At 64.9% G+C, this 22,192-nt stretch carries 19 protein-coding genes and 2 tRNA genes; all 21 read right to left on the reverse strand.

What is annotated here, in order from left to right:
- Positions 1 to 161 precede the first annotated feature (161 nt).
- Complete coding sequence (gene truB / locus AC5P8Y_RS01640) at positions 162 to 1,070, reverse strand: tRNA pseudouridine(55) synthase TruB (protein ID WP_111188519.1); 909 nt, start codon at positions 1,068 to 1,070, stop codon at positions 162 to 164.
- Between the two features lie 107 nt (positions 1,071 to 1,177).
- Complete coding sequence (gene rbfA / locus AC5P8Y_RS01645; RefSeq protein ID WP_005410447.1) at positions 1,178 to 1,561, reverse strand: 30S ribosome-binding factor RbfA; 384 nt, start codon at positions 1,559 to 1,561, stop codon at positions 1,178 to 1,180.
- Positions 1,562 to 1,685: 124 nt separating this feature from the next.
- Positions 1,686 to 4,331, reverse strand: coding sequence for a translation initiation factor IF-2 (gene infB / locus AC5P8Y_RS01650; protein ID WP_049402312.1), 2,646 nt, complete (start codon positions 4,329 to 4,331; stop codon positions 1,686 to 1,688).
- Positions 4,332 to 4,423: 92 nt separating this feature from the next.
- The gene (gene nusA, locus AC5P8Y_RS01655; protein ID WP_005410449.1) at positions 4,424 to 5,935 is read right to left on the reverse strand and encodes a transcription termination factor NusA; all 1,512 of its coding nucleotides are present in this window, start codon (positions 5,933 to 5,935) and stop codon (positions 4,424 to 4,426) included.
- Positions 5,936 to 5,939: 4 nt separating this feature from the next.
- Positions 5,940 to 6,530 carry a ribosome maturation factor RimP gene (rimP, locus tag AC5P8Y_RS01660; protein ID WP_005410450.1) on the reverse strand — a complete coding sequence of 197 codons (591 nt, stop codon included), beginning with the start codon at positions 6,528 to 6,530 and terminating at the stop codon, positions 5,940 to 5,942.
- 366 nt (positions 6,531 to 6,896) lie between these two features.
- Positions 6,897 to 6,973 (reverse strand) — tRNA-Met (locus AC5P8Y_RS01665).
- 82 nt (positions 6,974 to 7,055) lie between these two features.
- A tRNA-Met gene (locus AC5P8Y_RS01670) sits at positions 7,056 to 7,132 on the reverse strand.
- Positions 7,133 to 7,261: 129 nt separating this feature from the next.
- The gene (gene nuoN, locus AC5P8Y_RS01675) at positions 7,262 to 8,722 is read right to left on the reverse strand and encodes an NADH-quinone oxidoreductase subunit NuoN (protein WP_495201830.1); all 1,461 of its coding nucleotides are present in this window, start codon (positions 8,720 to 8,722) and stop codon (positions 7,262 to 7,264) included.
- 15 nt (positions 8,723 to 8,737) lie between these two features.
- Entirely contained in the window at positions 8,738 to 10,246 is a 1,509-nt protein-coding gene (locus AC5P8Y_RS01680) for an NADH-quinone oxidoreductase subunit M (protein WP_033835600.1), read from the reverse strand.
- A gap of 23 nt (positions 10,247 to 10,269) precedes the next feature.
- A complete protein-coding gene (gene nuoL / locus AC5P8Y_RS01685) occupies positions 10,270 to 12,423 on the reverse strand; it encodes an NADH-quinone oxidoreductase subunit L (protein ID WP_111188520.1) in 2,154 nt (717 codons plus the stop codon).
- Positions 12,424 to 12,430: 7 nt separating this feature from the next.
- On the reverse strand, positions 12,431 to 12,736 hold the full coding sequence (nuoK, locus tag AC5P8Y_RS01690) for an NADH-quinone oxidoreductase subunit NuoK (RefSeq protein ID WP_005410454.1): 306 nt from the start codon (positions 12,734 to 12,736) through the stop codon (positions 12,431 to 12,433).
- The gene (locus AC5P8Y_RS01695) at positions 12,733 to 13,389 is read right to left on the reverse strand and encodes an NADH-quinone oxidoreductase subunit J (RefSeq protein ID WP_033835602.1); all 657 of its coding nucleotides are present in this window, start codon (positions 13,387 to 13,389) and stop codon (positions 12,733 to 12,735) included. The genes nuoK and AC5P8Y_RS01695 overlap by 4 nt, the downstream gene beginning before the upstream one ends.
- A 9-nt stretch (positions 13,390 to 13,398) precedes the next feature.
- Positions 13,399 to 13,887, reverse strand: coding sequence for an NADH-quinone oxidoreductase subunit NuoI (gene nuoI / locus AC5P8Y_RS01700; protein ID WP_005410456.1), 489 nt, complete (start codon positions 13,885 to 13,887; stop codon positions 13,399 to 13,401).
- Between the two features lie 3 nt (positions 13,888 to 13,890).
- Positions 13,891 to 14,985: an NADH-quinone oxidoreductase subunit NuoH gene (gene nuoH, locus AC5P8Y_RS01705; RefSeq protein WP_005417931.1), complete on the reverse strand. Its 1,095-nt coding sequence runs from the start codon at positions 14,983 to 14,985 to the stop codon at positions 13,891 to 13,893.
- The gene (nuoG, locus tag AC5P8Y_RS01710) at positions 14,982 to 17,216 is read right to left on the reverse strand and encodes an NADH-quinone oxidoreductase subunit NuoG (protein WP_049453191.1); all 2,235 of its coding nucleotides are present in this window, start codon (positions 17,214 to 17,216) and stop codon (positions 14,982 to 14,984) included. Before nuoG ends, nuoH begins: the two co-directional genes overlap by 4 nt.
- Complete coding sequence (gene nuoF / locus AC5P8Y_RS01715; RefSeq protein ID WP_010486436.1) at positions 17,213 to 18,553, reverse strand: NADH-quinone oxidoreductase subunit NuoF; 1,341 nt, start codon at positions 18,551 to 18,553, stop codon at positions 17,213 to 17,215. The genes nuoG and nuoF overlap by 4 nt, the downstream gene beginning before the upstream one ends.
- A 4-nt stretch (positions 18,554 to 18,557) precedes the next feature.
- A complete protein-coding gene (nuoE, locus tag AC5P8Y_RS01720) occupies positions 18,558 to 19,085 on the reverse strand; it encodes an NADH-quinone oxidoreductase subunit NuoE (protein WP_005410460.1) in 528 nt (175 codons plus the stop codon).
- Between the two features lie 97 nt (positions 19,086 to 19,182).
- Entirely contained in the window at positions 19,183 to 20,490 is a 1,308-nt protein-coding gene (locus AC5P8Y_RS01725; RefSeq protein ID WP_033835604.1) for an NADH-quinone oxidoreductase subunit D, read from the reverse strand.
- Complete coding sequence (locus AC5P8Y_RS01730; protein WP_049432096.1) at positions 20,487 to 21,236, reverse strand: NADH-quinone oxidoreductase subunit C; 750 nt, start codon at positions 21,234 to 21,236, stop codon at positions 20,487 to 20,489. Before AC5P8Y_RS01730 ends, AC5P8Y_RS01725 begins: the two co-directional genes overlap by 4 nt.
- A gap of 33 nt (positions 21,237 to 21,269) precedes the next feature.
- Entirely contained in the window at positions 21,270 to 21,824 is a 555-nt protein-coding gene (locus AC5P8Y_RS01735; protein WP_005410463.1) for a NuoB/complex I 20 kDa subunit family protein, read from the reverse strand.
- The gene (locus tag AC5P8Y_RS01740) at positions 21,815 to 22,171 is read right to left on the reverse strand and encodes an NADH-quinone oxidoreductase subunit A (protein WP_005414075.1); all 357 of its coding nucleotides are present in this window, start codon (positions 22,169 to 22,171) and stop codon (positions 21,815 to 21,817) included. Before AC5P8Y_RS01740 ends, AC5P8Y_RS01735 begins: the two co-directional genes overlap by 10 nt.
- Positions 22,172 to 22,192: the final 21 nt, after the last annotated feature.

The raw sequence follows: 22,192 nt of genomic DNA on the forward strand, positions 1-22,192 counted from the left end.
CTGTGATGCGTGGCCGGCAGGAACGCGCTTCGCGCACCGCCAGGCTCGCCGTGGACTACGAGGATGAAACCTGCGCCAGGCAGGCTGCCGGAAAACGGCCGCGAAATTGTAACGGTCGGGGGCTTCCGGGACAAGGACCGGGGCTGAACCGCCCGGGCCCGTCAGAGGTTGAAACGACGCTGCGGGGCCAGCAGGCCGCTTTCGTCGACCTGGCCCAGGCCCTGGACAGCGTCGTCCGGACCAAACACCGCCACCAGGCCACGCGGCCAGGACAGATCGCGCTGGCGCTGGCCGACGCAGAAGCGGCGGGCCTGGTCGGCATCCAGGTCGACCCGCGGGTACTCGGCCAGGCCGGCCGCCAGCGGCAGCAGCAGCGCGTCCATGCCCGCCTCGTCACCCGCCTCGACCATCGCCCGCAGCTGGTCCAGGGTGACCATTACCGGCTCACGGAACGGCTCGACCCAGAGCCGGCGCAGTGCGCTGATGTGGGCACCACAGCCCAGCGTCTCGCCCAGGTCGCGGGCCAGGCTGCGGATGTAGGTGCCGGAGCCGCAGGTCACGCGCAGCCGCAACCGTTCCGGCTGCTGCTCCAGCACCTCGATGGCATGTACCTGCACCTCGCGTTCGGGCGCTTCGATGACATCGCCGCGGCGGGCCTTCACATACAGCGGCTCACCGCCCTGCTTCAGCGCCGAATAGATCGGGGCACGCTGGCGGATGTTGCCGGTCAGCCCCGCCAGTGCGGCCTGCAGCGCTTCGGCACTGATGGCCGGCACCGGGCGCTGCAGCAGCACCTGGCCTTCGGCATCGTCAGTATCGGTGGTCTGGCCCAGCACGATCTCGGCGTCGTAGGCCTTGGCCGAGCCGAGCAGCAGGCCGGCGATCTTGGTTGCCTCGCCGAAGCACAGCGGCAGCAGGCCGGTGGCCAGCGGGTCAAGGCTGCCGGTGTGCCCCCCTTTCTCGGCGCGGAACAGGCGGCGGGCTACCTGCAGGGCGGCGTTGGAACTCATGCCGGTCGACTTGTCGAGCAGCAGGATGCCATCCAGGCGGCGGAACTGAATTCGGGTCATGGCAGAATTTTGTAGGGTCGAGCCATGCTCGACTGCCGCAGCGCGGTCTGCATCAGACATCGCGCAGCCGGAATGCAACAACGCCGGGCATGCCCGGCGCCACGCGGTTATTCTTCGTCGCTCTCGCGACGCTTCTCCGCGGCCAGCGTATCGGGCAGGTCGCGCAGGATGTTGTCGATGTGCTCACCACGGTCGACCGAGTCGTCGTAGTGGAAATGCAGCTCCGGCACGTGGCGCAGCTTCATCGCGCGTGCCAGGTCCATGCGCAGGCGGTAGCCCAGCTCCTTCAGGCCGGCCACGGCTTCGGCCGAACGTTCCGGCATCAGCGCGGTGACGAACACCTTGGCATGGGCCATGTCGCGGGTGATTTCCACGTCGGACACGCTCACCGAGGGCAACCCATGCTCGCGCACGGCGTTGTGCACCAGGGTGCCGAGTTCACGGCGCAACTGGGCGGAGACACGGTCGGTTCGATGGAAAGTCTTGGGCACGCGGTCGGGCTCTCGATTTGAATGTGACCCGACCAAGGTCGGGTCCTACCAGGAGGAGCGGCCCGACCAAGGTCGGGCCCCACCAGGGGGCGGACCGACCCGTGAGGGCCGGTCCAGTGCAGCATTACAGGGTGCGCGGCACTTCGATACGCTCGAAGCACTCGATCTGGTCACCCGGCTTGACGTCGTTGTAAGCCTTCACCGCGATACCGCACTCGGTACCGTTGCGGACTTCCTCGACGTTCTCCTTGAAGCGACGCAGCGATTCCAGCTCGCCCTCGAAGATCACCACGCTGTCGCGCAGCACGCGGATCGGCTTGTTGCGCCTGACCACGCCCTCGATGACCATCGAGCCGGCAACGGCGCCCAGCTTGGAGCTGCGGAACACGTCGCGGACCTCGGCGATACCGATGATCTCTTCGCGGATCTCCACGCCCAGCAGACCGGAGGCCACCTGCTTCACCTGATCGATCACGTCATAGATGATCGAGAAGTAGCGCAGGTCCACGCCGTTGGATTCGATGATGCGACGGGCCGAAGCATCCGCACGCACGTTGAAGCCGATGACGGTGGCCTTCGAAGCGGCCGCCGAGTTGGCGTCCGATTCGGTGATGCCGCCCACGCCGGAGTGGATCACGTTGATGCGGATGTCTTCGTTGGACAGCGCCACCAGCGCCTGGCTGAGGGCCTGCACCGAACCCTGCACGTCGGCCTTGATGACCAGGTTGAGGACCTGCTGGCCCTCGCCCTTGCCCAGGGTCGCCATGATGTCTTCCATGCGGCTGCCGGCGGTGGCGACCAGGCGCGATTCACGGCGCTTGGTCTCACGCTGCTGGGCAACGTCCTTGGCCAGGCGCTCGTCCTCGACCACCACGAAGTCGTCACCGGCTTCCGGCACGCCGGACAGGCCCAGGACCTGCACCGGGATGGACGGGCCGGCGAATTCCGGCTGCTTGCCGGTTTCATCGAACAGTGCACGCACGCGGCCGTACTGGATGCCGCACACCAGGTAGTCGCCCTTCTTCAGGCGGCCCTGCTGCACCAGCACCGTAGCGACCGGGCCGCGGCCCTTGTCCAGCGACGATTCGATCACCACGCCCGAGGCGCGGCCTTCGTCGACGGCCTTCAGTTCCAGCAGTTCGGCCTGGATCGAGATGGCGTCCAGCAGATCGTCGATGCCCAGGCCGGTCTTGGCCGAGATCTCCACCATCTGGGTGTCACCACCGAAATCTTCGGCCACGACCTGCTCGGACAGCAGTTCGTTCTTGACCCGCATCGGGTCGGCGTCGGACTTGTCGATCTTGTTGATCGCCACGATCAGCGGCACACCCGCCGAACGGGCGTGCTGGATCGCTTCCTTGGTCTGCGGCATGACGCCGTCATCGGCGGCCACGACCAGCACCACGATATCGGTCAGCTTGGCGCCGCGGGCACGCATCGAGGTGAAGGCAGCATGGCCCGGGGTATCCAGGAAGCTGATCACGCCCTTCGGCGTATCCACGTGGTAGGCACCGATGTGCTGGGTGATGCCGCCGGCTTCGCCGGTGGCGACCTTGGTGCGGCGGATGTAATCCAGCAGCGAGGTCTTGCCGTGATCGACGTGGCCCATGATGGTGACCACCGGTGGACGCTGGGTGGCTTCGCCCTGGTTTTCACCGGTCGAGGCCAGCAGTGCGTCCTCGGCGTCGTTGTCGTTGGCACGGATCGCCTTGTGGCCGAGTTCTTCGGTCACCAGCGCGGCGGTGTCGTGGTCGATGGACTGGGTGATGGTGGCCATCACGCCCATCTTGAACAGCGCCTTGACCACCTCGCCGCCCTTCAGCGCGAGCTTCTGCGCCAGGTCGGCCACGGTGATCGTGTCGCCGATCGCCACTTCACGCACCACCGGCGCGGTCGGACGCTCGAAGGCGTGCGGGCCGGCATTGTTGCCACCGCGCGACATGTCGCGACGGCCACCGGCCTGGTTACGGCCACCCGGCCGACCACGGGTGTTGCTGTTGTTGCTGTTGCCACGACGCGCACGGTCGGCAGCCGACAGGTGCATTTGGCCGGCGAAACGGTCGCCCGGGCCACGCTCGTTGCGCGACGCGCTGCGGTTGTTGCGGTCGTCGTTGCGCGGCGGCGGCGGCGCACTGCGCGGCGCAGCCGGAGCGGCGGCCGGCGTGCGCGGCGGACGCGGCGCGGTTTCATCGATCGGAGCGCGCTTGGGCTTGGTGGCCGCCAGTGCCTCGGCAGCCTTGGCGGCGGCCGCAGCTTCCTCGGCAGCCTTCTTCTCGGCCTCTGCGCGTTCCTTGGCCGCAATCTCTTCCTCACGGGCACGGACGATGGCTTCGTCGCGCAGACGATCCTTCTCGGCCAGGGCCTGCTGTTCGGCGAGGTTGCGGGCGCGCGACTCTTCCAGCTTGCGCAGGATGTCGGCGCGCTCTTCGTCCGGCGTCATGGCGCGCGCACCATCCTTGACGTAGGTGCGCTTCTGGCGCACCTCGACATTCACGGTCGTCTTGCTGCGACCGGAATTGACCGTCACTTCCTGCTGCTTCCGGCGGTTGAGCGTGATCTTCTTTGCAGACTGATCGCTCTCTTCCGGGGCCTGCTCGGGCTTGCCGTGCGAACGACGAAGGAAGCCCAGGAGCTTCACCTTCTCGGAGCTGGTCACGACCTGGTCGGGACCGCTGAACTTCATGCCGGCACCGGCCAGCTGTTCCAGCAGTTTTTCGACCGGCGTGTTGACCAGTTCGGCAAGCTTGCGGATGGTGGTTTGCTGCGACATTCGGATCCTATGATCTTGTGGGCGCCCCCCCGCATCTGGAGGTGGCGCGGATTCTACGCCCTGAGCGGCTCAGGGCCCTGTTCATTGCCGGCTCATTCGCCGCGTTCCAGTCGGGCGATCTCTTCGGCACGGGCGGCCAGGATCAGCGCAGCGGCGCGCGCCTGATCCAGTCCTTCGATGCCGAAGTCCATGACCTCGTCGGCGGCCAGGTCGGACAGGTCCTCGCTGGTACGCACGCCGTGGCCGGCCAGCGCATATGCGGTGGCTTCGTCCATGCCCTTCAGGGACAGCAGGTCCTGCGCCGGCTGGCCGTCTTCAAGGCCTTCTTCGACTGCCAGGGCCTCATTGAGCAGCGCATCGCGGGCACGAGCGCGCAGCTCTTCGACGATGTCTTCGTCGAAACCTTCCACGGCCAGCAGTTCGCCGACCGGGACATATGCGATTTCCTCGACGGTGCCGAAGCCTTCGCTGACCAGGATGCCGGCGATTTCCTCGTCCACTTCCAGCTTGTCCATGAACAGCTGGCGGGCCGAAGCCTGCTCGGCCTCCGACTTGGCGGTGACCTGGTCCTGGGTCATCACGTTGAGCTGCCAGCCGGTCAGGCGGCTGGCCAGGCGCACGTTCTGGCCGCCCTTGCCGATCGCCTGGGCCAGGCGATCTTCGGCAACGGCCAGGTCCATCGAGTGCTTGTCTTCATCGACGATGATCGACTGCACTTCGGCCGGCGCCATCGCGTTGATGACGAAGTTGGCGGGGTTGTCGTTCCACAGCACGATGTCCACTCGCTCGCCATTGAGCTCGTTGGACACGGCCTGCACGCGCGAACCGCGCATGCCGATGCAGGCACCGATCGGATCGGTGCGCTGGTCGTGGGCGAGCACGGCGATCTTGGCGCGGTCGCCCGGATCACGTGCGCAGGCCTTGATTTCCACCAGGCCCTGGCCGACTTCCGGCACTTCCAGCTTGAACAACTCGATCATGAATTCCGGGGCGGCGCGGCTGATGAACAGCTGCGGGCCACGGGGTTCCGAACGGACTTCGGCCAGGTAGCCGCGCACGCGGTCACCGGCGCGCAGCACGTCGCGCGGAATGCCCTTGTCCTTCGGAATGAAGCCTTCGGCATTGCCACCGAGGTCGACATAGATGTTGCCGCGCTCGGCGCGCTTGACCACACCGGTGATCAGTTCGCCGACGCGATCCTTCCACGCATCCACGACCTGCTGGCGCTCGGCTTCGCGCACACGCTGGACGATGACCTGCTTGGCGGCCTGGGCGGCGATGCGGCCGAAGTCCGGGTTCTCGATCTGCTCTTCGATGTAGTCGCCGACGTCCACGCCTTCGGCCTCGTCGACGGCGTCCATCAGGCGGATCTGGCGGTCCGGCGATTCCATGACCACGTCGTCGGCCACCACTTCCCAGCGGCGGAAGGTTTCGTAGCTGCCATCCTTGTGGTCGATGACCACGCGGGTCAGCACTTCCTCGTCGGGATAGCGCTTCTTCGCTGCCGAGGCCAGGGCGGCCTCGATGGCATCGAAGATCACTTCACGCGGCACGCCCTTCTCGTTGGCGACCGCGTCGACTACCAGCAACAGTTCCTTGCTCATTGGCTCACTCCGCGCGCGGCTTCTTTGCCGCCGGCTCGTTGGAAGAAGAATTCGTGTTCGGCTTCGGACGCTTCGGCGCCGGACCGGTCGGCTTGCTCGGGGCCAGCCCCAGCGCCACCCAGTCGGGCATGATCCGTGCCTTGTCGATGTTGTCGGCCGACACCACCACTTCGGTCTTGTCGACGATGAAGGTGATGGTGCCTGCGGCCTCGTCGGTCGCTTCGATACGGCCCTGCAGGCGACGACGGTTGTCCTGCGGCAGCTTCAGCGTGACCTTGGCCGATTCACCCTGGTGGCGAGCGAACTGCTCCAGGTTGAACAGCGGGCGATCCACGCCCGGCGAGGACACTTCCAGCGTGTAATTGCCGCTGATCGGGTCTTCGACGTCCAGCTGCGCCGACACTTCGCGGCTGACCCGCTCGCAGTCGTCGACATTGATGATGCGCTCGGGCTGTTCAGCCAGCGGCACGTCGATGTAAAGGCGCAGGGTCGCACCGCCGGGGGCCGGCAGATACTCAACGCCCAGCAGCTCCAGGCCCAGCGACACAACGGTCGGGGCGAGCAGATTCGCGATGTCGGTTGCCTTGTCGCTCACAGCCTGCCTTGATCTCTTGGTTGGGTGCCGGCCTTGGCCGGCGTGAAAACATGACGCCCCGGAAACGACAAAGGGCCCGCTGGGCCCCTTTTCCGGAAAGACTCCGGTGACTGGATTCCGGTTGCAACCTGCAGTGCCTGCCGGTTGCGGCCCTCCTTCCGGGTCCGGACTCCCGCCGGGAGGCCGCCTTCAGGGGTACTGCTAGGCCGCTGATGATAGCGGCTGCACCGCGCTGGTGCAAGGTGCGGGCCCGGGGTCAGATCCCTTTCCCGCGGAAAAGGGAGCTGACCCCGATCACGCAGAAACGACGCAGCCACCCAAAGAAAAACGCCTTCGAAGCAGGACTTCGAAGGCGATCTCTTTACTTGGTAGCGGGGGCAGGATTTGAACCTGCGACCTTCGGGTTATGAGCCCGACGAGCTGCCAGACTGCTCCACCCCGCATCAGAAGCGGAATTATGAGCGTTGGCTCCAAAAAATGCAAGCTTTCCCTCATTCATCAAACCGGTTGGCGCCGATCTGAAGTTGGTAGCGGGGGCAGGATTTGAACCTGCGACCTTCGGGTTATGAGCCCGACGAGCTGCCAGACTGCTCCACCCCGCACCGGTAGTGTTTGAACTGCTGCCCTGCTCTCTTTCGAGGAGGGCGACCGCAACGATGTTCTGGCTGAACCGCTGCAGTGACAACTCAGGCTGCGCATATTACACGAATCGCGCAGCTTTGTGTCAACTTTTATGCAAGATGCGCAAATGCCTGCTGGCACCAGACCATGATCGGGTTCCAGGCCAGGCCCAGCGCCAGCAGCGCCAGCGCGTTCACGCCCAGCACCAGGCCCAGCACGCGGTCGTTGCTGCGCGGCATGGCCTCGCCCACCGGCTCATCGAAGTACATGACCTTGATGACGCGCAGGTAGTAGAAGCAGCCGACCACGGCACACAGCACGCCGAGGATGGCCAGCCACAGCAGGCCCCCGTTGACGGCCGCGCCCAGCACCGCCAGCTTGGTCCAGAAGCCCAGGAACGGCGGAATGCCGGCCAGCGACGCCATGATGCACAGCACCAGGCCGGCCATCCACGAGTTGCGGGCATTGAGGCCCTTGAAGTCCTCGATGTTCTCGGCTTCGAAACCGGCACGCGACAGCGCGATGATCGCGCCGAAGGCGGCGGTGGACATGATGGCGTAGGCCAGTGCGTAGAACAGCGCGGCGGCATAGCCCTGCGCGCCACCACCGGCGATACCCATCAGCAGGAAGCCGATGTGCGAGACGGTGGAGAACGCCAGCATGCGCTTGAGGTTGCTCTGCGCGATGGCCATCAGGTTGCCGATGACCAGCGAGACCGCGGCCAGGCCGGCGATCAGCAGCTGCAGTTCAGTCGACAGCGGACCCACGCCCATTTCCAGCAGGCGGTAGGCCATGCCGAAGGCGGCCAGCTTCGGCGCCGAGCTGATGAACAGTGCGATCGGTGCCGGGGCACCCTGGTACACGTCCGGCAGCCACATGTGGAACGGTGCGGCGCCCAGCTTGAAGGCGACGCCGGCGATCATGAACACCGCACCGGTGATCAGCAGCACGCGCTCTTCCGAGTGCGGGATGGCGTCACGGATGACGTCCAGGTGCAGGCTGCCGGTGGCGCCGTAGATCAGAGACATGCCGTACAGCAGCAGGCCCGAGGCCAGCGAACCCAGCACGATGTACTTCATCGCTGCTTCCGAGGCCAGACCGTTCTCACGGTTGCTGGCAACCAGTGCGTAGGAGCACAGCGCCAGCAGCTCCAGGCCCAGGTAGACCATCAGCAGGCTGCCGGCCGAGACCAGGATCATCATGCCGGCGGTGCCGAACAGGATCAGCACCGGGATCTCGCCCTGGAACAGGTTGCGGTCACGCAGGTAGCGCCAGCCGTAGACCAGGGTCAGGCCGCTGAGCAGCACGATCCCGGTCTTCATCACGTCCGCGGCAGTATCGCGCACGAACATGCCATGGAAGACCTCGCCCTGCCCGCCCACGCCGGTGGCCAGCATGAACAGCACCACGGCCAGCGCAGCGAGCGAGAACAGGTGGGTGACGATCTTGTTCCGGTTGCTGACGAACAGGTCGAGGATCATCAGGGCGAAGGCGCTGCCGATCAGCACCAGCTCGGGAGCGAGCGGTGGCAGGTCAGCGGCGGTCAATGGCAGCAGCGGCGAGGTGGTCATCATCAAATCCTGGAATTACAGCAGCTTGCTGGATGCGATCTGCATCGCCAGCTTCGCGATCGAGGGCTCCATCAGGTCGGTCAGCGGCTTGGGGTAGATGCCCAGGGCCAGCACGCCGATGGCGAACACGCCCAGCACCAGCCATTCGCGGCCGTTGATGTCCTTCAGTTCGGCCACGTGGCTGTTGGCCACTTCGCCGAAGAAGATGCGCTTGTACAGCCACAGGGTGTAGGCGGCGCCGATGATCAGGGTGGTGGCCGCGCCCAGTGCGATCCACGGATTACGCTGGAAGGCCGACAGGATGACCATGAACTCGCCGACGAAACCGCTGGTGCCCGGCAGGCCCGCATTGGCCATGAAGAACAGCATGGCGAAGGTGGCGAACCACGGCATCACGTTGACCACGCCGCCGTAATCGGCGATGCGGCGGCTGTGCATGCGGTCGTACAGCACGCCGACACAGGAGAACATCGCACCGGACACGAAGCCGTGCGAGATCATCTGCACCATGGCGCCCTGCAGGCCCAGGCGGGCAGCATCGGCGTTGCCGGCTTCACGCACCAGCCACAGGGCGATGAAGGTGCCCAGGGTGACGAAGCCCATGTGCGCGATCGACGAATAGGCGATCAGCTTCTTCATGTCGTCCTGCACCAGGGCGACCAGGCCGACGTAGATCACCGCGATCAGCGACAGCGCGATCACCAGCCAGGCCCATTCCTGCGACGCGTCCGGGACGATCGGCAGGTTGAAGCGCAGGAAGCCGTAGCCACCGATCTTCAGGGCGATGGCGGCCAGGATCACCGAACCGGCGGTCGGCGCTTCCACGTGGGCGTCCGGCAGCCAGGTGTGGACCGGGAACATCGGCACCTTGACCGCGAAGGCGATCAGGAAGGCAAAGAAGATCCAGGTCTGTTCCTTGGCCGACAGCGGCAGCGCGTACAGGTCGGCCAGCTGGAAGCTGCCGCCCTTCATGTACAGGTAGATCAGCGCCACCAGCATCAGCACCGAGCCGAGGAAGGTGTACAGGAAGAACTTCAGTGCTGCGTAGATGCGGCGCGGGCCACCCCAGACACCGATGATCAGGAACATCGGGATCAGCATGGCTTCGAAGAACACGTAGAACAGCATCGCGTCCGTCGCGGCGAAGATGCCGACGGTGACGCCTTCCAGGATCAGGAAGGCCGCCACGTACTGGTTGACGCGCTTGTCGATGGCGCTCCAGGCGCCGATCAGGGCAAGCACGCTGACTAGGGTGGTCAGCAGGATCAGCGCCACGGCAATGCCGTCCACGCCCAGGTTGTAGCCGATCTTGTACGCCGGGATCCAGGCATGGGTCTCGACGAACTGCAGGCCGTCGATGCCCGCGTTGTAGCCGCCCAGCAGCGAGAGGCTTGCAACGAAGGTGAGCACCGCGACGCCCAGCGACGCCCAGCGGGCAGTCTGTGCATCACGGATCGCAAGGATCAGGGCGCCACCGATGATCGGCAGCCAGATGAGGACACTGAGTAGAGGCCAGTTCGACACGTCTTCTTATTCCGTACAGGTCATCAACGCAGGTAATGCATCAGCACGCCCAGCAGGGCAATCAGGCCGATGATCATCGCGAAGGCGTAGTGATAGAGGAAACCGGATTGGGTACGACGCAGCACGCCGGCTGCAACGTCCACAACACGTGCCGAAAGATTGACCACGCCGTCGACGATGTTGCTGTCGATCCAGCGCGAGACCTTGCCCAGCTTGACGCTGCCACCGGCAAAGCCATCGATCCACAGCTTGTCGAAGCCGTACTTGTTTTCCAGCACCGAGACGATCGGGGCGAAGGTCTTGCGCGCCTTGCCCGAGAGGTCCGGCTTCCACAGGTAGAACAGCGCAGCCAGCAGGAAGCCCGCCAGGGTCAGCCAGAACGGCGGCAGCATCATGCCGTGCAGCGCGAACGCCACCGGGCCATGGAACTCTTCACCCAGGAACGCGACGGTGTTCTTGGCCGGATCGTAGAAGTCGACGATGCCGGTGAAGAACGTCTGTGCCTGGCCCTTGATCGCCTCGTGCGCATGGTGGCCGGCCCAGTCGGTGCCGTGCAGCATCGGACCGATGCTGAAGAAACCAATGGCGATCGACGGGATGGCCAGCAGGATCAGCGGCAGGGTCACCACCCACGGGGTTTCATGCGGTTCATGCGGACCGTGGCCGTGGTCGTCATGGGCATCGCCATGGTGGGCATCGGCGGCGTGGTGATCGTCATGGCCGTGGCCATGATCGTCGTGCGCGTCGCGGAAACGCTCCTTGCCGTGGAAGGTCATGAACAGCAGACGGAAGCTGTAGAAGCTGGTCACCAGCACGCCACCCAGCACGGCCCAGTAGCCATAGGTGGCCACCCAGCTGTTCTGCATGTGGGCGTGGATCTCGGCCGCCTCGATGATGGTGTCCTTCGAGTAGAAGCCGGAGAAGAACGGCGTACCAACCAGGGCCAGCGTACCGATCCACATGGTGATGAAGGTGATCGGCATGTACTTGCGCAGGCCGCCCATCTTGCGCATGTCCTGCTCGTGGTGCATCGCGATGATGACCGAGCCGGCGCCCAGGAACAGCAGGGCCTTGAAGAAGGCGTGGGTCATCAGGTGGAACACGGCGGCCGAGTAGGCCGACACGCCCAGGGCGACGGTCATGTAGCCCAGCTGCGACAGCGTGGAGTACGCGACGACGCGCTTGATGTCGTTCTGCACGATGCCGATCAGGCCGGTGAAGAACGCGGTGGTGGCACCGATGAACAGCACGAAGTTCAGCGCCGTCTGCGACAGCTCGAACAGCGGCGACATGCGGGTGACCATGAAGATACCGGCGGTCACCATCGTCGCGGCGTGGATCAGTGCCGAGATCGGGGTCGGGCCTTCCATCGAGTCCGGCAGCCACACGTGCAGCGGGACCTGGGCCGACTTGCCCATGGCGCCGATGAACAGGCAGATGCAGATGACGGTGGCGATCGACCAGATCACCGGTTCGTTCAGCAGCTGCATGCCCAGGATCGTGCCGTCCCAGATCTGCAGCTGGGCGCGCGGGTCAGCCAGCATGCCGGCCTGCGAGAACACCTGCGAGTAGTCCAGGGTGCCGAACACCCACAGCACGCCAGCGATGCCCAGCAGGAAGCCGAAGTCACCGACGCGGTTGACCAGGAACGCCTTCATGTTGGCGAAGATCGCGGTCGGGCGCTTGAACCAGAAGCCGATCAGCAGGTACGACACCAGGCCCACCGCTTCCCAGCCGAAGAACAGCTGCAGGAAGTTGTTGCTCATCACCAGGGTGAGCATCGAGAAGGTGAACAGCGAGATGTAGCTGAAGAACCGCTGGTAGCCCGGGTCGTCCTGCATGTAGCCGATCGTGTAGATGTGGACCAGCAGCGACACGAAGGTCACCACCACCATCATCATCGCGGTCAGCTTGTCGACCATGAAGCCGACGTGCGCCGAATACTGGCCGACTTCGAAGAACGTGTAGATGTTCTGGTTGAACGGCTGCGCGCCGCCCCACATCAGCTGGTAGAACGTGTACATCGACAGGCCGCAGGCTGCCGCGACGCCGAGGATGGTGATGGTCTGCGCGCCGAAGCGCTTGACCTGGCGACCGAACAGGCCGGCGATGATGCTGCCGAACAGCGGTGCAAGCACCACTGCGATCAACAGACTCTTGGAGAGAGTGATTTCCATCTGTGGATCAGCCCTTCAACGAATCGACTTCGCCGACATTGATCGTGCGGCGGGTACGGAACAGGGTCACCAGGATCGCCAGGCCGATGGCGGCTTCCGCGGCGGCGACGGTCAGGATGAAGAACACGAACAGCTGGCCGGACGGATCGCCCAGCTGACGCGAGAAGCCGACGAAATTGATGTTCACCGAAAGCAGCATCAGCTCGATCGACATCAGCAGGACGATGACGTTCTTCCGGTTGAGGAAGATGCCGGCCAGGCTGATGGCGAACAGCACCGCGCCAAGCGCAAGCATGTGGCCAAGGGTAATCACGGCTGGGTCTCCTCGCCGGTGGCCGGCTTGCTGTTGCTGTGCACGACCGGTGCTTCGGCGCCCATCTTGACCATGCGCAGGCGCTGGCCGGCCTTGACCATGGTCTGCTCACCCGGGTTCTGGCTCTTCACGCCGGTACGGCGACGCAGGGTCAGCATCACGGCGGCGACCACGGCCACGGTCAGGATGACGGCGGCGAACTCGAACGGCAGCAGGTATTCGGTGAACAGCGTGCGCGCCAGCCAGGTGACGTTGGAGCTGTCGGCAGCGACCGCAGCGGCGTTGTCGGCCGGGAACGGAGCGACCGCCCTGCCCTTCACGCCGATCAGGATCAGCATCTGCACCAGCATCGCCACTGCCACGATCAGGCCGACCGGCAGGTAACGCACCCAGCCTTCACGCATCTTGCTGGGGTCGATGTCCAGCATCATCACCACGAACAGGAACAGCACCATCACCGCGCCGACGTAGACCAGCACCAGCGCCACGCCGAGGAACTCGGCGCCCACCAGCAGCCACACGCAGGCAATGGAGAAGAAGGTCAGCACCAGGCACAGCACTGCATGCACCGGGTTGCGCACGCTGATCACCGCACCGGCCGAAACCGTTGCCGCGATGGCGAACACCCAGAAAGCGATATTTACCCAATCCATCTCTCGACCTCAGCGGTAAGCGGCATCGGCGGCACGACGCTCGGCGATCTCGTTTTCGAGACGATCGCCAAGGGCCAGCAGCTGCGGCTTGGTAACGATGTTTTCGCCACGGTTCTCGAAGTGGTACTCGAGGATGTGGGTTTCGACGATCGAGTCCACCGGGCAGCTTTCTTCGCAGAAGCCGCAGAAGATGCACTTGAACAGGTCGATGTCGTAGCGGGTGGTGCGGCGGGTGCCGTCCTCGCGCTTGGCCGAGTCGATGGTGATGGCCAGCGCCGGGCACACCGCTTCACACAGCTTGCAGGCAATGCAGCGCTCTTCGCCGTTGGGATAACGGCGCAGGGCGTGCAGGCCACGGAAGCGCGGCGACTGCGGGAACTTCTCCATCGGGTACATCATCGTGTACTTCGGCTTGAAGCTGTACTTCAGCGTCAGCCAGAGGCCGGCCAGCAGTTCGAGCAGCAGCAGGCTCTTGAAGTAATGGGTAATCCTGTTCATCACTTAGACGCCCTTTTGAATCACGCCGAAGAACACCATGACGGCGGTAACCGCGATCCACAGAATGGCCAGCGGGATGAAGACCTTCCAGCCCAGGCGCATGATCTGGTCATAGCGGAAGCGCGGGAAGCTGGCACGGAACCAGATGTAGGCACTGGCGAAGAAGAACACCTTGACGAACAGCCACGGTGCACCGCCCTTCCAGATCCAGTCGACCAGCGGCGAGACGTTACCCAGATCAAGCCAGCCCTGGACCGGGCTCAGCCAGCCGCCGAGGAAGAAGATCGAGATCAGGAAGCTGATCAGGATCATGTTCGCGTATTCGGCCAAGAAGAACAGGGCGAACGCACCGCCGGAGTACTCGACCATGTGGCCGGCAACGATTTCCGATTCGCCTTCCACCACGTCGAACGGCGCGCGGTTGGTTTCAGCCACGCCCGACACCCAGTAGATGACGAACAGCGGGAACAGCGGCAGCAGGAACCAGTCGAAGAAGCCGGAACTGCCGGCCTGCGCAGCGACGATGTTGCTCAGGTTCAGGCTGCCCGAGGCGATCATCACGCCGACCAGGGCGAAGCCCATGGCGATTTCGTAGCTGATCATCTGCGCCGAGGCGCGCATGGCACCCAGGAACGCGTACTTCGAGTTCGATGCCCAACCGGCCAGGATGATGCCGTAGATGCCCAGCGAGGTCATCGCCAGCAGGTACAGCAGGCCGGCGTTGGCATTGGACAGCACGATCTGCGAATCGAAGGGCACCACCGACCAGGCCGCGAAGGCCGGGGCCAGGGTGATCAGCGGGGCCAGCAGATAGATCGCCTTGTTGGCGCTGCTCGGCTGGACCACTTCCTTGAACAGCAGCTTGAAGACGTCGGCGAAGGCCTGGAAGATGCCCATGCCCACGTACATCGGGCCGTGGCGGACGTGCATCCAGCCGATCAGCTTGCGTTCCCAGACCACGTAGAAGGCCACCGAGATGATCACCGGAACGGCGATCACCAGGATCTTCAGGATGATCCAGATCAGCGCGCCGATGTCACCGAGGCCCAGCAGCCACTGGTGCAGCGGGTCGACCGCGTTCAACAGCAATTCGTTCATGCAGCCACCACCGTTACGCGAGCGGCACCCAGCGGCGCGGTCGCGCCGTGGCCCGATTCAATCCAGACCGAACCCGCAGCGACGCGGGCGTCGACCACCACCGGCAGGGTGGCCTTGCCGGCATCGGTGCCGACCTTGGCCATCTGCCCTTCCTGCAGCTGCAGGCGAGCGGCATCTTCAGCGTTCAGCACGATGCGCGGGGCGTTGTTGAGCGGATGCGACTGCAGCGCCGGGGCGCGACGGACCACCGCATCGGTGCGGTAGATCGCGGCGGTCGAAGCCACTTCCAGGCCTTCGCCGGCAACCACCGGCTGCGCCGAAGCGGCAACGGTGACCGACACCGGGGCCAGGCTGGCACGCAGGCCGGCAAGGTCGGTGAAGTCGAAACCGGTCAGCGCCATGTCGCCGCCCAGGGCGCGCAGCACGCGCCAGCCTTCACGGGCCTCGCCCGGCAGCTTGCCGCCGGCACGGGCCGACTGCTCGCGACCATCGAGGTTGGTCAGGGTGGCGTCGATTTCCGGCAGCGCACCGATCGGCAGGATCACGTCGGCGACGTCGCGGGTCGAGGCACAGGCGAACTGGCTGAAGGCCACCACCTGGGCACCGGCCAGCGCCTTGCGCGCGGCAGGTGCATCGGCGAAATCCAGGCCCGGCTCCAGGCCGTACACCACGTAGGCCTGGCGCGGCTGCGCCAGCATCGCGGCGACGTCCTTGCCGGCCGGCAGCACGCCGGCGCGGGTCAGGCCCACGGCGTTGGCGCCCTGCGGGATGCGGCACAGCTTGGCACCGGTGGCGGCGGCGAAGTCACGCGCGGCGGCGCGGATGGCGGCAGCCTGCGGGTGGTTTTCGGCGATGCCACCGACGATCAGCACGGTGTTGTTGCCGCCCTGCACCGCCGAACGCAGCTCGGCGTTGGCCAGCGCGTCGACGAACTTCGACGGTGCAACGATCTGCTTGCCGGCAATACTGAAGGCGAAGTCGAAGTCGACCGGATTGACGACGTGGATCTTCGCGCCCTTGGTGGTCTGCGCCTTGCGCAGGCGGGCGTGCAGCAGCGGCAGTTCGTGGCGGATGTTGCTGCCCAGAACGACGATGCGATCGGCACCTTCGATTTCGGCCAGCGGCAGGCCGAACACTTCGGCGGTTGCAGCGTCGGAGAAATCACGGTTGTTGATGCGGTGGTCGATATTGCTCGAGCCCAGGCCCTTGGCCAGGCGGGCCAGCAGCGCGCCTTCCTCGTTCGAGGTGGACGGATGCACCAGCACGCCCAGGTTGTCGCCCTGGTTGGCCTTGAGGATCTCGGCGGCCGCGGCCAGGCCTTCGGCCCAGCTCACTTCCTTCCACTCGCCATTGACCTTGCGCAGCGGCTTGACCGCACGGTCTTCGCTGTACAGGCCCTGGTGCGAGTAGCGGTCACGGTCGGACAGCCAGCACTCGTTCACCGCTTCGTTGTCGCGCGGCACGGTGCGCAGCACTTCGCCGCGACGCACGTGCAGGAACAGGTTCGAACCCATCGCGTCGTGGTAGCCCAGCGATTCGCGCGCGGTCAGTTCCCACGGGCGGGCGCGGAACTGGAACACCTTGTTGGTCAGTGCGCCGACCGGGCAGACGTCGACGACATTGCCGGACAGTTCGGTGGTCAGCGGCTTGCCGTCGAAGGTACCGATCTGCAGGTTCTCACCGCGGTACATGCCACCCAGTTCGTAGGTACCGGCGACGTCGGCGGTGAAGCGGACGCAGCGGGTGCACTGGATGCAGCGGGTCATCTCGGTGGCGACCAGCGGGCCCATGTCCTCGTCCGGGACCACGCGCTTGCGCTCGTTGAAGCGGCTGACCGAACGGCCATAGCCCAGCGAGACGTCCTGCAGTTCGCACTCGCCGCCTTGGTCGCAGATCGGGCAGTCCAGCGGGTGGTTGATGAGCAGGAACTCCATCACCGAGCGCTGGAACTTCAGTGCCTTCTCGCTGCGGGTGGCGACCTTCATGCCATCCATCACCGGAGTGGCGCAGGCCGGCGCCGGCTTCGGCGACTTTTCCACGTCCACCAGGCACATGCGGCAGTTGGCGGCGATCGGCAGCTTCTCGTGGTAGCAGAAGCGCGGAATCGAAATGCCGGCCTTGTCGGCCGCCTGGATGATCATCGAACCCTTGGGCACGACCAGGGACTTGCCATCGATTTCGATGGTCACGTGATCCGGTGGCACGTTCGGGTTTACGGGTTGCGCGCTCATGCGGCGGCTGCCTCCACCTTCTTGCCGTCAACCATCGAATGACCGTTGACGATGTAGTACTCGAATTCGTCCCAGAACTGGCGCAGGAAGCCCTGGATGGGCCATGCAGCCGCTTCACCGAACGCACAGATGGTGTGGCCTTCGATCTGGCCGGCCACCGCCTTCAGCTGGTGCAGGTCTTCCATCGTGGCCTTGCCGGCGACGATGCGCTCCAGCACGCGGTGCATCCAGCCGGTGCCCTCGCGGCACGGGGTGCACTGGCCACAGGATTCCTTGTGGAAGAACTGGCTGATACGGCAGGCGAACTTGACGCAGCAGACGCTGTCGTCCAGCACCACGATCGCACCCGAACCCAGGCCGGAGCCCAGCGCGCGGATGGTGTCGTAGTCCATCGGCAGGTCCTTCAGCTCGGCCGCGGTCAGCACCGGCATCGACACGCCGCCCGGGATCGCGCCCTTCAGCGTGCGGCCCGGACGCAGGCCACCGGCCATTTCCAGCAGGTCGTGGAATTTGGTGCCGAGCGGCACTTCGAAGTTGCCGCCATTCTGCACGCAGCCGGACACCGAGAAGCACTTAGGACCGCCGTTGGCGGTCAGGCTCAGGCCCTTGAACCACTCCGGACCGTTGCGGATGATCGCCGGCACCGAACCATAGGTTTCGGTGTTGTTGATCGTCGACGGCTTGCCATACAGGCCGAAATTGGCCGGGAACGGCGGCTTGTAGCGCGGCTGGCCCTTCTTGCCCTCCAGCGATTCCATCAGCGCGGTTTCTTCGCCGCAGATGTACGCGCCGGCGCCCAGCGCGCCGTAGATGTCGATGTCCACGCCACTGCCGAGGATGTTCTTGCCCAGCCAGCCGTTCGCATAGGCGTCGGCCAGGGCCTGCTCGAAGTGCTCGAACGGCTCGTGGTGGAACTCACCGCGCAGGTAGTTGTAACCCACGGTCGAACCGGTGGCGTAGCAGGCGATCGCCATGCCTTCCACCACCGAATGCGGGTTGTAGCGCAGGATGTCGCGGTCCTTGCAGGTGCCCGGCTCGGATTCGTCCGAGTTGCAGAGGATGTACTTCTGCATGTTGCCCTTGGGCATGAAGGACCACTTCAGGCCGGTCGGGAAGCCTGCGCCACCGCGGCCGCGCAGGCCCGAGGCCTTGACCATCTCGATGACCTGCTCCGGCGGGATCTTCTCTTCGAGGATCTTGCGCAGGGCGGCGTAGCCACCGGTCTTCAGGTAGCTTTCGTACGACCACGGGGTGTCGTAATGCAGGGTGGTGTAGACCACCTGGTGCGGCAGCGGCGCGGGACCGACCGGACCCTTGGATTCGTGGTGATGTGCCATGCCCTTACTCCAGCCCGTCCAGCAGCTCGTCGACCTTTTCCAGGGTCAGACGCTCATGGTAGTGACCGTTGATGACCATCATCGGCGCGCCACCGCAGCCGGCCAGGCACTCTTCCTCGCGCTTGAGGTAGACGCGGCCGTCCGGGGTCGATTCACCGTGCTTGATGCCCAGCTTCTTCTCGCAATGGCGGACGATGTCCTCGGCGCCATTGAGCCAGCAGCTGATGTTGGTGCAGATGGCCACGTTGTTGCGGCCCACCTTCTCGGTCTCGAACATCGAGTAGAAGCTGGCGACCTCGTAGGCCCACACCGGCGGCAGGTCGAGGTACTTGGCCACGCCGGCGATCAGCTCGTCGGTCAGCCAGCCCTGGTTCTGCTCTTGGGCCGCATGCAGGCCCTGCAGCACGGCAGAGCGCTTGCGGTCCGGCGGGAACTTGGACAGCCAGTGATCGATGTGAGCGCGGGTCTTGTCGCTCAGCACCACCATCGGGTCGACGTCGCGCGCCGCCTCGAAATTACCTGTCGCCTTCATCGGCCGACCTCAGCGAAATGCATAACGTGAAATTCCAGAAACTGCGGCGCCGGCTTGCGCCGGCTGCCTGCAGCGGGCGTTGGCGTGGCGGACGGCATTACCGGTCAACCTCGCCGAACACCAGGTCGTAGGTACCGATCATCGCCACCACGTCGGCCAGCATGTGGCCGCGCACGACCGAATCGATCGAGGACAGGTGGGCGAAGCCCGGCGCACGCAGGTGCACGCGGAACGGCTTGTTGGCGCCATCGGAGACCAGGTAGCAGCCGAACTCGCCCTTCGGGGCTTCCACCGCCGAGTAGGTCTCGCCGGCCGGCACGCAGTAGCCTTCGCTGAACAGCTTGAAGTGGTGGATCAGCGCTTCCATGTCGTCCTTCATGTCCTCGCGCCTGGGCGGAGCGACCTTGAAGTTCTTGACCATGACCGGGCCGGGGTTGGCCTTCAGCCATGCCACGCATTGCTTGATGATGCGGTTGGACTCGCGCATTTCGGCAACGCGGACCAGGTAGCGGTCGTAGCAGTCGCCTTCCTTGCCCAGCGGGATGTCGAAATCGACGGCATCGTACTTGGCGTACGGGCGCTTCTTGCGCAGGTCCCAGGCGACGCCCGAGCCACGCAGCATCACGCCGGTCATGCCCCACTGGTGCGCCAGTTCCGGCGTCACCACGCCGATGCCGACGGTACGCTGCTTCCAGATACGGTTGTCGGTCAGCAGGGTTTCGTATTCGTCGATGCGCTTGGGGAACTCGACGGTGAAGTTCTCCAGGAAGTCCAGCAGCGAGCCCTCGCGCGAAGCATTGAGCTGCTTCAGCGCCTTGCCCTTGTGCCAGCGCGACTCCTTGTACTTTGGCATGTGGTCCGGCAGGTCGCGGTAGACACCGCCCGGACGGTAGTACGCCGCGTGCATGCGTGCGCCGGAGACTGCTTCATAGCAGTCCATCAGCTCTTCGCGCTCGCGGAAGGCGTACAGCATCACCGCCATCGCACCCAGGTCGAGCGCGTTGGAGCCCAGCCACATCAGGTGGTTGAGGATGCGGGTGATCTCGTCGTACATGGTGCGGATGTACTGCGCACGCTCCGGCGCCTCGATGCCCATCAGGGTCTCGATCGCGCGCACGTAGGCGTGCTCGTTGCACATCATCGACACGTAATCCAGGCGATCCATGTAACCGATCGACTGGTTGAACGGCTTGGACTCGGCCAGCTTTTCGGTACCACGGTGCAGCAGACCCACGTGCGGGTCGGCGCGCATGATGGTTTCGCCGTCCATTTCCAGGATCAGGCGCAACACACCGTGAGCGGCCGGATGCTGCGGGCCGAAGTTCATGGTGTAGTTGCGGATTTCCTGCCGGCTTTCAGCGGCGTTGCTGGCGAATGCTTCGCCGGCCTGGTGTACGTGGCTCACTTCACTGCCTCCTGCGCGCGCTCACCTTCTGCGGTCTGCAGACGGGCGTCGTCGCGGATCACGCGCGGCACGCCGACACGCGGCTCCACCGAGGTGACCGGTTCGTAGATCACGCGCTTCTTTTCTTCGTCGTAGCGGACTTCGACATTGCCGATCAGCGGGAAGTCCTTGCGGAACGGATGGCCGACGAAACCGTAGTCGGTCAGGATCCGGCGCAGGTCCGGGTGGCCTTCGAAGATCACGCCGTACAGGTCGAACGCTTCGCGCTCGAACCAGTTCAGGCCCGGCCAGATGCCGGTCAGCGAGGACACCACCGGCAGTGCTTCGTCAGGGGCGAAGCAGCGCAGGTGCATCATCAGGTTGTGCTGGTATGAGCGCAGCTGGGCGACCACGGCGAAACGCTGGGTCGGCATGTGCTGCGGGCGGGCACCGTCGGCACCGTTCTCCTCGGTGGGGAACTCACCCCACGCGAAACGGCCCTGGGCCTTGCCTTCGACGCCACGGCTGAAGCCCTGCGAGGACACGTCGGCGGTGTCCCATTCGTCGGAGCCATAACCCAGGTAATCGACGCCGCAGAGATCCACGGCCTGCTCGAAACCAAACTCGTCACGCAGCGCCAGGGCGGTGGCTTGCCACTCGGCGGCAGGCACTTCCAGCGTCACTTCGCCGCGGGGTTCGACCACGATGACCTTCGCACCAGCGAAACGTGCGGAGAGTCGGTCGATGAAGGATGCTTGCTCTGCCATGGGGGCTTGGCGCGCTCTTGTCAGGTGAAGGGGTCAGCGGGCGATGGTCTGTGTACGCCAGATCTTCTTCTGCAGCTGCAGGATCCCGTACACCAGCGCCTCGGCGGTCGGCGGGCAACCCGGGACGTAGACGTCCACCGGCACCACGCGATCACAGCCGCGCACGACAGAATAGGAGTAGTGGTAATAGCCGCCACCATTGGCGCAGCTACCCATCGAGATGACCCACTTCGGGTCCGGCATCTGGTCGTAGACCTTGCGCAGCGCCGGGGCCATCTTGTTGACCAGGGTACCGGCCACGATCATCACGTCGGACTGGCGCGGCGACGGGCGGAACACCACGCCGTAGCGGTCAAGGTCCAGGCGCGCGGCGCCGGCGTGCATCATCTCGACCGCGCAGCAGGCCAGACCGAAGGTCATCGGCCACATCGAGCCGGTGCGCGCCCAGTTCAGCAGTGCATCGACGCTGGTGGTGACGAAGCCCTTTTCTAGCAGCGGGTTGTCGCCTTCCGGCCGCAGGATGTCATCAACCCGGCCTTCCGGCGTGGGGTTGTTCATGAGGCCATCGAGAGTCTGAATCACTCCCATTCCAGCGCTCCCTTCTTCCAGACGTAAATGAAACCGAGGAACAGCATGCCGACGAACAGACCCATGGTGACGAGCGAACGCGCGCCCAGCTCCATGAAGACCTGGGTCCACGGCACGATGAAGATGATTTCCAGGTCGAAGACGATGAACTGGATCGCGATCAGGTAGTAGCGCACGTCGAACTTCATGCGCGCGTCTTCGAAGGCCTCGAAGCCGCACTCGTACGGCGACAGCTTTTCCAGATCGGGGCGGCGGGGACCGAGGAATCGACCAACCAGCATCAGCGTAATGCCGATACCGGTGGCAACGATCAGAAACAGCAGAGACGGCAAATATTCGGCCAGCACAGCGATTCTCTCTTGCCTCTG

Source organism: Stenotrophomonas sp. YJH_SMC_12-1 (assembly GCF_059370935.1).

Bases quoted from the DNA above. Each gene is read 5' to 3' on its own strand.
- nuoE (WP_005410460.1), bottom strand. From the start codon at position 19,085: ATGAAGGCGACAGGTAATTTCGAGGCGGCGCGCGACGTCGACCCGATG.
- infB (WP_049402312.1), bottom strand. From the start codon at position 4,331: ATGTCGCAGCAAACCACCATCCGCAAGCTTGCCGAACTGGTCAACACG.
- AC5P8Y_RS01735 (WP_005410463.1), bottom strand. From the start codon at position 21,824: ATGGGAGTGATTCAGACTCTCGATGGCCTCATGAACAACCCCACGCCG.
- nuoF (WP_010486436.1), bottom strand. From the start codon at position 18,553: ATGGCACATCACCACGAATCCAAGGGTCCGGTCGGTCCCGCGCCGCTG.
- nuoN (WP_495201830.1), bottom strand. From the start codon at position 8,722: ATGACCACCTCGCCGCTGCTGCCATTGACCGCCGCTGACCTGCCACCG.
- AC5P8Y_RS01730 (WP_049432096.1), bottom strand. From the start codon at position 21,236: ATGGCAGAGCAAGCATCCTTCATCGACCGACTCTCCGCACGTTTCGCT.
- nuoH (WP_005417931.1), bottom strand. From the start codon at position 14,985: ATGAACGAATTGCTGTTGAACGCGGTCGACCCGCTGCACCAGTGGCTG.
- nusA (WP_005410449.1), bottom strand. From the start codon at position 5,935: ATGAGCAAGGAACTGTTGCTGGTAGTCGACGCGGTCGCCAACGAGAAG.
- nuoG (WP_049453191.1), bottom strand. From the start codon at position 17,216: ATGAGCGCGCAACCCGTAAACCCGAACGTGCCACCGGATCACGTGACC.
- nuoI (WP_005410456.1), bottom strand. From the start codon at position 13,887: ATGAACAGGATTACCCATTACTTCAAGAGCCTGCTGCTGCTCGAACTG.
- AC5P8Y_RS01695 (WP_033835602.1), bottom strand. From the start codon at position 13,389: ATGGATTGGGTAAATATCGCTTTCTGGGTGTTCGCCATCGCGGCAACG.
- truB (WP_111188519.1), bottom strand. From the start codon at position 1,070: ATGACCCGAATTCAGTTCCGCCGCCTGGATGGCATCCTGCTGCTCGAC.
- nuoL (WP_111188520.1), bottom strand. From the start codon at position 12,423: ATGGAAATCACTCTCTCCAAGAGTCTGTTGATCGCAGTGGTGCTTGCA.